The organism is Sodalis-like endosymbiont of Proechinophthirus fluctus (genome assembly GCF_001602625.1).
In the GTDB taxonomy this organism is placed as follows: Bacteria; Pseudomonadota; Gammaproteobacteria; order Enterobacterales; family Enterobacteriaceae.
Genome location: NZ_LECR01000090.1, coordinates 44,393 through 54,345 on the forward strand (window position 1 = coordinate 44,393; position 9,953 = coordinate 54,345).

The window sequence follows — 9,953 nt, forward strand, 5'->3', positions numbered from 1 at the left end:
CCTGCCGTTGCCCACCGGTATTTTCAATATTGTCGGCAAATATGGTGACGAATGGCGGAATCGGTCTTTATCAGCGCCACTGCGGACAATTATATGTGCGCCATCGACGCACACACCGGCAAAATAGTGTGGCAAGCACGTCTGCCTAAAGGGGGTATAGGCGATGCCAATGTCGTATCAGATTGCCGATGTCATATCAGATTAACGGTAAGCAATACATAGTTATAGCGGCGAACGGTTGGCGAGGCGATCCTCACCAACTTGTCGGATAACGGCCACCCTTCCAGAGATACCTTACCCACACGCGCCGGAGCCTCAGGGGGAATATTGCGGTTTTAGCGCCGTTAATGACGAAAAACGCGTCTCAAACTGGAGACCAGGTCAATAATCACCATAACGATGAGAGAGATCAAGATAAGCGCGCTGGCTAATGTCGCGGCTCACCGCGTCATATTAAAATTTAATATTAAAAATAGACCTCGACCGGTAACAGCATCCAACCTGGCAGCGATAGAAACAATGAAATAGGGGAGTCGTTCTAGGACAATATAAAGCACGGCACCACATTGGAAAAAATACCGATGCGAATCGCCGGCAGGGTAAAATAATTGAAAAAAACAGGAAAAATATCAATAAGAAGGTGAAAAGCTGCGGACCGCAGCGCCGTATATCAAACTGTGTTATCGCACCGTCTCTAGCTTACGAAAAACAGCCTGTTGAACAGGAAAATAAGCCCGATAATCACCGCGGCGTTGACCAGGCTCATAATGACTGATAATGCCGATCTAAGCGGAAGGTCATTATTCAACAAAGCATTGTGGTAAATAATCAACCCCAGCATCTGCATGTTACTGTTGCCAATCATTAGAGGCATCGAAAAGGTGGAGAAGTTCAGGGGAAATATAATCTTCATTCCGGCGTACACGCCAGGCATGGTAAGCTGAAATGTGATTTTCCAGAACGATTTCCACGGGCCAGAGCCCACATTTTGGGTCGCTTCTTCCAAAAATTGGTTAATTTTTCAATCGAATCCACCAGTGATAATACTATATAAGTGATGCCAATATAAATAAAAATCACTATCTATTTGATATCCTACATATATAGATTACTGACTGCTGATAGACATGTAAGGCGATCATCAGCGAATTAATTAACCCACCGCTGAGAAAGATAATAATCTAGTCATACACTAACATCACTAGGACGATGAGCAAATGGGCAATGGTGAAAGGATAGTAATATTACTGCGCTGCAGGCCGCTGCTTATAGCGATATACAGCGATATAGGATAAGCCGCACACGGTGGAAATAGCAGTAGCGAGAAACGCGATTTTCAACTAGAACTACGGGTATTTATCAAATACTACTGCCTGCTGAGAAATTTCACGTAATAGCTGAAACCGTAAACCGAAACCGACATCGCCGCGTTTACGGAACCATTTAAACTAGTGCGGATTACCCAAGGCATCGGCAATACGGCGAAAATCGCCAGAATCATGAGGACCGGTAATAGGGAGGGATCGAGTTTTCGCAGCATCTAGTGCTCCCCGTCAAATGGAATAATGCGCAAATAGCCTAGATCGATCAACCAAACCGGGAAACCATTGTGATGAACCTTATTAAAGTGATGCACTTCCGCGCGTAACACATTGCCTTGGGTAAGTTGCACGCTATAGCGCGACACCGAGCTGTAATATTTGGAAAAAACGATCAAGCTGCTGAGCATGTTGTCCCCATTGATGGGCCGTTCGGTCAACAGGTTAGTCCGCTCCGGGAACAACAGCGCCATAATACGCGCCCTCTCCAGCAAACGGTACTAACTGACGGCTGCGGATGGTCAATCCGGACTGAAACTGCAGTGTTTCGGCGCACTCAGAGTATAATCGACCAAAAATCCTTCTAGAAAATTAGTAATACTAAATAAATCGGCTACAAAATAGGGCTACAAGGCGATCTATATAGCTCATGGGATGCTGCAACTTGCTCGATATTGCCTTTATTCATGATGACGACACGATTCAACATAGACTAGGCTTTTCCTGATCGTGCATGTTGTATAACAACGTCTTCATTTTCTCTTGCCTTGCAGCTCTTTGATTCGTTCCTCATCGTGGCGCGCAGCGCGCGATCCAGATTATTCAGCGGCTCATTCATCAATAATAATTCCAGCTCCAACTCCAACGCGCGCTAGAGCGACGCGCTGTTTCCTCGAGAGATACCACCTGGGCAGGCGCGATTCACAGCCCGCCAAACCGACAACTCCCAGGGAATCCTCTATTTTTTTCGGATGTAGGTCGTAACATCGCAGCCATGGACATTAATCGTTTCGCCTGACAGATCGACAAACCCGGCTATCATACGTAACATGATGATTTTACCACAGACGCTCTCGGCCTCAGAAAAGACACAAGTTCGCCTTGTTTTACATCAAAAGAGACACCATTCACCACAATAGCATGTCCATAACGCTTAACGATACCCTTCACCTGCATTACGTTATCACTCACGCTGTTCACATTTAATTTCTCCATGTTATACCTGTCAGTAAAACGTCAGGACTCACCGGAAAAACGCACTCGTACTACTTGACCCGCAGCGCAAAATTTATTACATCAACATTTCATTGATACTCTGCTGCCATTATGATTATGTTCAGTTACCTTCTGCTGGTCAAGCAAATAAAAGTGTTTAAAAGTATCGTATTTCACCAGCAGACTGGCATATTTGAAATCGACCGGGATACCGGGATGGATGGTGATATTTTTTCACCGCCGGCGCATAAAGGTTGTGGGTCACGAAGGCGAGATGTGGACGTAATGGCTGAGAATATAATTAACGAACTCCTGCGCCACTAATTCCACTAACTTCAGAGCGCTGACCAACGTATGCCCCGCTGGCTTCATCATCAGCTTATTACTAGAGGCTAGCGCCGGCGTGGCTTTCAGTGAAAACAGCAACAGCGGCGCATTCCAGGGCAGGAGGATGCCCACGCAAAAAACCCTAGGGGCTAGTGACGAGATAGGCTTAGGGCCAGTTTATCGCAGGGATACACCATCCCTTCAATTTTGTTGGCCAGCTCAGCGTAATAGCGATACCAGTGAGGGATATAACGGATTTGGTGACGCATATCCTCCAGCAGGCGGCTATTGTCCCTGACTTCAAGCTCGACAAGCTGGTCGGCGTGGCTTTCGATAAGTTCGGCAAAACGGTAGAGAATGCAGCCCGTGGGATCGTCGTTTTGAACGCCTGATGGGCGATTTCAACGGCCCGGCAAGCGTCGTCTTTATTCCCTCTGGGGGGACGACCCACGCCCACGGGGTTTGGCCGTGTACGGATCAACGGTATCGAAATAGCGCCCAGATGAAGGCGGTAGCCATTCTCCGCCAGTATATACATGGACAAGGTGTAGCGCGTTCGCAGACGTAGTTCTCTCCCCTTCAGAGAAAAAATTTGGCATGTAAAGTCAATGGAAAAGGTATGGTACAGACAAGTAAAAGTGATAAAAGTATACAAAAATGTAGATAAAAAGCTGACGGTGGCGTGAAATGAACGCTATAATTTAGATTAAACATGCAATAAAATATATTTAGATTTTTTATATTATAAAAAATATAATATTTACCATATTTTTTTAACAAAAATGATATCACTTAAGAAGTAAAAAAATGACTAATGACCAGCCGATGTATGAGCAAATCAAAATTTCCATTGACCGTCGTATCGAGGCTGAAGAATGGCCAAGCGACTTTCAAATACCGTCGGAAGAGCAGCTAGCCGAGGAGTTTGGCGTATCCCGTTTGACCGTCAGGCGAGCGCTGCGCGAGCTGCAAGCGGAAGGTGTGCTGATCCGCATTCAAGGGCGCGGAACCTTTGTCGTGGGGCCGCGTATGCAACGCGTGGTATTTACCTTGTCCAATATTTCCGAAGAAATCGCCCAGAATGGCGGTGTGCATTATTGCCAGGTAATTTCCCATCTGGTGCTGCCGCCAGAGAGCCCGTTGCGCAGTATGTTGCCTCTGCCCTCCGGGCAGGATATTTACCATTCACGTCTATTGCATCTCGAAGACGGCACGCCTATCCAATTAGAAGATCGTTTTGTTAACGCTGCCGAAGCACCTGGCTATCTGGAGCAGAATTTTACGATCCAGCCATCCCACAGTTTATTGTTGCGTAATACTACAGTAGACAATATGATCCGCGCCGTACGGGCGAACAATGAAATCCAGCTACTTTTAAAAATCGATGCCGGGCAACCCTGCCTGCTGCTCGATCGATCTACCTGGCGCGACGGCGTTCCTGTTACCCGCAGCCGTTTTCTTTATCCGGGAGACCGTTATCGCCTGCGTAGTTCCCATGAAGCTCGGCCGAGCCGCCGCATCACGTCTTCTTCATTCAATATCAAAAACAGATAGAGTCTAGCCATGAGGGAGTTTATTCTTCGATTTGAAGAATACGGCGATCTGTGGTGGTCGAAAAGGAGATTAACTCGTTTCACGAATTGGCCACCATCAATTCAACAGGCGCAGAATAAAATGGGCTTAGTCCATCCTGTTTAAAAAAAAGTGAAAAGCACCGCGTTTCCCATGGTGAAGGTTTCCCATGGTGAAGAATGTGTACGGTAGCCGTGATCAACTCGCTAAAGTGACTGGCATTGAGGCCGGGGACGGGGACTTTTTGCCGTTAATGGAGTAATCTGGCGTCTATAGTCGGCGGCCAAAGCGGACATTACCCCTGACAACCCCCGAGGCTATCGAGTACGTTGTCTTATATCACCAGGTGATGTATATCAGCTATAGCGAATTGTGTTGTTGTCTTGCGACACCCCAGAACTGTTTGGCCCTCTATCGTGAAAAGACGGAGAAAATGGGCAAGCTGCTAGAAGCGGCGATGTTGATCGGCACACCTTCACAGGCTTTCTTGACTGCATTTGGGCTATTTGCGCACCCTAGTATCCCTGACCGAGGCGGGCGCCATTATTATACTACTAGTACCGGCCTTTTATACCTATCCGCGCTATCCGCGCACCACCTAGATGATATCGTCAACCAAAAAAAATCAGCTACTTCTTTAACTAGGTCAAGAGGGCGTAGACTGATTATCGGACCTGGTTCGCCGTGAATCCCGTCATTGATATTGGCCATCTCTTTATCTTCAAGAGATAAAACATTATAATCTGAAAAAATAGACATTCCCCATAATTACCCATAATTCCCCGTTATTCACCTTGTCATCCGAAATTAACAATCTCCCTGTTATCGCCAATCTGGAACTCACCGAACAATAAGCCATGTTGACTCGGGCGTTGCAGGATTTGGAAGCTGTTGCTCCACCTCGGTTATCACCAGCGGGGAAATTTCCCTTAAGCGCCAAGACCTGGTCGGCTGAAGCCCATTGTGCTGATAAAGTGTTATACAATAAATTTTCTCGTTCGAGTCAGAACATAGCATTAAGCCCTTAACAACACTTTTTTTGCAGCTCGTAACACTTGTTATTACTCACGAGCATGGCGCGATGTCTTTATTAAGAGTGGAAAGGGCCAACGTAGCAGCGCAAAGCGTGATAAAAACGCTATAAAAACGCTATAAAACGCTACGCGCTTTAGCTTCGGTCCACAGAAGACCAGCAGATGTAATCAAGCAGGTGATACTCGACCTTCGGCCACGACGGGATCGATTCCGGCGCGGTTTCGGCTAGGCGTAATCAGAAGAAAAAACATGTGGTGCTTGAAATTACCCACCACATACGCGCGTTGCTGGCGCGTTATCCCACATATCCAGGTTCACCTGATCAGCGATACAGATTACTTTATTTCGCTGGCGCAGCTTGTGGTATTCCCATCAGCATGGAGCCGATCTGTTCATGTCCATCCATGCCGATGACTACACTAGCCATTCCCGCCAATGGCGCGTCGGTTTTCGCGTTTTCTACCCGAGGAGCCAGTAGCACTATGGCACGTTATTTCTCACAAAAGGAGAATGCCATGGATTTCGTAAGCGGCAACCATGCGGCCCCGAAGAGAATTATCTCTAGCAGGCGTTGTTTTATCTAGTCCAAACTGATAAGATCGATAATAGCTTCTGCTGGGAAAGCGATCGATAATAGCTTCTGCTGGGAAAGCGTATGTTAAGCACATTGTGGCCTGTACACACCTTGCATACTCAAACTACCGAGTAGACGACGTTTACCGTATTAAAATCCCCGCCCATTCCTTCGTTATTGGTGGAGACCTCATTTATCACTAAAACCCGGAAGAGGAATGGTTATTAGGCCACGACCGCCTTCCGGCAGAAAATACCGCTGGCGCCATTGCGGACAGCATCGTGAGTTTCTTCCCCTATTTTGATACCATGCCCGGAGCGGCGGCTAGCGACCTGCCTCATCCTGACATGTAGCTCCTTCCCCCTTAATCTTAACCAATCGCCGTCAAGGGCTCATCAGCTATAGTTTAATTATGGTAAGTTATAGCCATATTTTTATTTAGCTCCCTAAGCTATGACTGACACACTAATCACTCTTGACAGCGGTCGGTCGACAACCGGATCATCTCCAAGCCTAAGGAGGAGCATAGACAGGATGATTATCAGCCGAATTGATATATACCTACTGGGACAGCGCCGTAGGCCAGGCCGGAGTCGACTCGACAGGCGTCTTTCACTAACGTTATCTCCCCCAGGTTGGCTTATAAGTTATGGGCGACAGCGCTAAAACCCCTTATGATAGGCAGCGCAACGGTGGAGCCCCTGAGGCGCCCTGAAAATTTCAGGATAGGTTATCAGAAAGAGTCAGTCAGTATGATATTGGCAAAATAGCACCGTCTACTGTAGAAACACTCCCATTTATCTAACACCAGCGGACGCCTGCCCTGCCTTCCAGTAGGGTAATGTAGATTGCTTGGGCCATTTGGAATCCTGACTACTCTGCCGCTCTGTTTGCAGGGAAATGTGCGGGTGTTGACCGACGGGCGCGATCTCAACCTGACTAACTCTTTCTACCTAGCGCCGCGCGAATTTGCACAGTCCTATGTCCCGTTTGTCAGCGACGTGCTAGCACGATTTAGCCAGGCGGACAAACTCTTACCTGCAGCGACCGTGACGCCAGTGTCGATTTTCTGGTCGACACACCCTTGGACTGCCCAGATCGGTGATCGCCCTCTTTCTTGACTACCACTACCGCCTGCCCATGACGATAATACCCATCAGCGCGCAAACGGCAGCTCGTCAGCAGTAAACCGCTGACCTTTAGCTAATCACTTGATGCTGGTGAAGGTCGCCATCGATAGCTGAATCTGGGCTGGCGCTCCGCCAGCCCATCACTAAGGAGAAACACATGAGCTTATCCCTATTCTGACTTCTACCTACCCACGGTGGCGGCCACTATCTCGGCACTGCCGAAGGTGCGCATCCGGTCGATCACAGCTATTTGCAACAAATTGCCCAAGTGGCAGATCGACTCGGCTTTGGCGGCGTACTGATCCCGACGAGACGCTCTTGCAAAGATGCCTGACTGGCGGCGACTTCGCTTATCCCAGTGACGCAGCGCCTACGCTTATTGGTAGGTTTGCACCCCGACATAATTTCACCCGCCTAGGCAGAGCGCCAGGCGGCCACGCTCGATTTCTTGTCCAATGACCGCGCGCTGTTAAATTTGATTACCGGTATCAATCCAGAAGAATTGGTCTGTGATGGCGTGTTTCATGACCACCGGCAAGCGCTATGTGGAATCCACGGAATTCATCCATGTTTAGAGACGCGCGTTGCCGGTGCAGCAGCCGCGTCCGCTGCTTTAGTTCTTCAGAAGAGACATTAGCCGCTGGTGAAAGAAAAAATCGATGGCGTACGAACGCTGGCCGCTACCCAAAAGGTGGGTAAGTCCAGTTCAGTATCTTTTTACATATCATCGTGCGCGAGACTACCGAAGTAGCATGATACGTGCCGCTGACCGGCTCATTGCCCGCATCAATGATGCCACCATCGCTAAAGCCCATCTGGCGTTTGCCAACACCAATTCCGTTAGCCAACGGCGCATGGCCGCATTACACGGCGGGGCCCCCGCCGTGATCAGCTCGAAATTAGCCCCAATCTGTGGGCCGGCATGGGGCCCTCCCCCGTGCGCAGCAACGCGGGCACAGGCTATGGCAGGAGATGGTCCTACCATAGCCTGTACGGATGCAGGAGTATGTCGAACTGGGTATTGACATCCTTATCCTATCAAATTATCCCCACTTGAAAGAAATGTACATGGTGAATGAGTTATTGTTTCCCTCATCTCGATGTACGAGTGCCAAACATTCCGCTACCGCAGGTGGAGCAACCCCAATGGGAAGCAGTCACTAATGACTTCGTACCCGGGCGCGCCGGCGTTGGTTAATTGTACCTCTTCCATAGCCGAGGACAACTCATCGCCATAGCTTGGTGGGGTAGTGCTCCTTGTAAAACGATCGCCAGATGTGCCGCCTAGCATTATGCTGTATCGGACAGCAGACTCGTCTTTTAGGCGAGAGATGACACGCCAAGTGAATACTGTGTTAGTAGTGAATCGGTCTAAGGGGCCCATTCAAGCCCGTTCCCCTTGGATAGAAACAAGAAGTGCAAATTAATGTCTATATATGAAATATAAATTTCCTATTTAACGTTATTAAAGTTCCTTATATTCACCGCTAGCTATCGTCTCATTCAAAGTGCCGCAACCTACCCAGATGGTAATAACATGGTAATAATATAGTGTAAAGCGGAACACCCGCATGATCATACCTCGTGCCTGCTCCCTTGCGTGGCGCTTTTCCCTTAATCGCACAGCTTCACGTCTCCTGGTCAACCGGGCGCTGCTTTGGGCTGTATTGCCGCAAATTCCGTCCTATCATACTTAAGATACCAAATATAAATAATATGTTGACGTTTTGTCGAGGACCTGAGAGGTATGGCGTTACCCATCAAGGCTTCCCTAATCGGCGTATAGTGCGACCCGGCCGCGACGCGGTGAACATTATCACCAAGTGCCAGACTAACCAATAGCAAGGCGCTTGCAATACATACCTATTGCAATTACTGCAACATAAAATAGATGGTTTAATGCACAATACAGCGTATCGATAGCCAGCAGCGCCATAACCTCTCCGAGGCGCACAAGTTTTGGCCTGCGACGTCAAGGCCTTTTCCTGTAGCTGATACTGGTCAAGAAACACCCCGACTGCGCGTGCGCGCAGGTGGTATTACAGCGCACCACGAGCAGCCTCAATCCGGGCAGGTTACTTACAGCGTCGCGCGCTGGATTTATTAGGCATCGATGATACTGGCACTCTGCGCTGGCAGGGTCTAGCACAGCGGCGGGAGAGACACCGTGAACACCGGCCGTAGCGTCATCCGGATGATGCATGGGCTGCTCATCGGCATTATCTTGCTGGACACCATCTTTGAACGGTTATCATCCATACCTCATACTTGGCCGTTTCCGGTGCAATTTCATGTAATGCGCAGCGTCAGTCCCGCGGACGTGATCACCAGCGATCCCCCCACACGTCGTTAGTCGCCTTTTACACCACCATCGACGAATTGGTGGTGCTCGGGATCAGTATTACCACCAGCTGCTGCTTTTTTCTGGAGTTCAGCAGACGCTAAGCGCCTATGCTTAGGTGCCGTTTCTCTCCTCCGCGATACTGAAAATCCCGTTTATCGAGCGCATCCTGCCGGCGGGCCAGGGGCCAGCATGCCGGTATCATGGTCTCCGACAGTGAAGCGCTGCGCGAGGAATACCTGGTATCCATTGACGTCAGCTAGAATCTGCCGTGGGTCATCATGGCGGCGGGTGGCGAGGTTAAGTAGCTATTGTGCATGAACCAGCAAAGTAAGGTGCCGACCCGGTACGAGCAGGAGTAAAAAGTACTGGCCACCGTGCACCGGCTGCTGTGCTGACGTCGTATCCAGAGGTCGGGGTAATCGTTTGTGAATATGCGA

General features: G+C 49.0%; 8 protein-coding genes and 2 pseudogenes. 5 read left to right on the forward strand and 5 right to left on the reverse strand.

Annotated elements, in window-relative coordinates:
* Positions 1-51: 51 nt before the first annotated feature.
* Positions 52-222, forward strand: a complete 171-nt coding sequence (locus BG74_RS19930; protein ID WP_187202839.1) for a PQQ-binding-like beta-propeller repeat protein — start codon at positions 52-54, stop codon at positions 220-222.
* Between the two features lie 472 nt (positions 223-694).
* Here the strand turns inward: BG74_RS19930 and BG74_RS15015 are convergent, their stop codons facing one another.
* The 5 genes from BG74_RS15015 to BG74_RS19935 form a co-directional block, all read right to left on the reverse strand.
* A complete protein-coding gene (locus BG74_RS15015) occupies positions 695-1,006 on the reverse strand; it encodes an ABC transporter permease subunit (protein ID WP_256364257.1) in 312 nt (103 codons plus the stop codon).
* Between the two features lie 360 nt (positions 1,007-1,366).
* Positions 1,367-1,540 (reverse strand): hypothetical protein, encoded by a 174-nt coding sequence (locus tag BG74_RS15020; protein ID WP_204376372.1) that lies wholly within the window; start codon positions 1,538-1,540, stop codon positions 1,367-1,369.
* Positions 1,541-1,813: a hypothetical protein gene (locus BG74_RS14395; protein WP_187202840.1), complete on the reverse strand. Its 273-nt coding sequence runs from the start codon at positions 1,811-1,813 to the stop codon at positions 1,541-1,543.
* Between the two features lie 982 nt (positions 1,814-2,795).
* A complete protein-coding gene (locus BG74_RS19105; protein ID WP_066597941.1) occupies positions 2,796-2,993 on the reverse strand; it encodes an aldehyde dehydrogenase family protein in 198 nt (65 codons plus the stop codon).
* Between the two features lie 17 nt (positions 2,994-3,010).
* Positions 3,011-3,220, reverse strand: coding sequence for an aldehyde dehydrogenase family protein (locus BG74_RS19935; protein WP_204376384.1), 210 nt, complete (start codon positions 3,218-3,220; stop codon positions 3,011-3,013).
* 448 nt (positions 3,221-3,668) lie between these two features.
* Here BG74_RS19935 and hutC point away from each other — a divergent pair, with 448 nt between their 5' ends.
* The 4 genes and pseudogenes from hutC to BG74_RS08910 all read left to right on the forward strand — a co-directional run bounded on the left by hutC (position 3,669) and on the right by BG74_RS08910 (position 9,525).
* Positions 3,669-4,415: a histidine utilization transcriptional repressor HutC gene (gene hutC / locus BG74_RS08905; RefSeq protein WP_066597942.1), complete on the forward strand. Its 747-nt coding sequence runs from the start codon at positions 3,669-3,671 to the stop codon at positions 4,413-4,415.
* 2,419 nt (positions 4,416-6,834) lie between these two features.
* A pseudogene (locus tag BG74_RS14410) lies at positions 6,835-7,227 on the forward strand (type 2 periplasmic-binding domain-containing protein); the annotation flags it as partial.
* 102 nt (positions 7,228-7,329) lie between these two features.
* Positions 7,330-8,370 (forward strand): annotated as a pseudogene (locus tag BG74_RS21005) (LLM class flavin-dependent oxidoreductase).
* 969 nt (positions 8,371-9,339) lie between these two features.
* Positions 9,340-9,525 carry a hypothetical protein gene (locus BG74_RS08910; protein WP_066597943.1) on the forward strand — a complete coding sequence of 62 codons (186 nt, stop codon included), beginning with the start codon at positions 9,340-9,342 and terminating at the stop codon, positions 9,523-9,525.
* Positions 9,526-9,953: the final 428 nt, after the last annotated feature.

Bases quoted from the DNA above. Each gene is read 5' to 3' on its own strand.
- BG74_RS19930 (WP_187202839.1), top strand. From the start codon at position 52: ATGGCGGAATCGGTCTTTATCAGCGCCACTGCGGACAATTATATGTGC.
- BG74_RS15020 (WP_204376372.1), bottom strand. From the start codon at position 1,540: ATGCTGCGAAAACTCGATCCCTCCCTATTACCGGTCCTCATGATTCTG.
- hutC (WP_066597942.1), top strand. From the start codon at position 3,669: ATGACTAATGACCAGCCGATGTATGAGCAAATCAAAATTTCCATTGAC.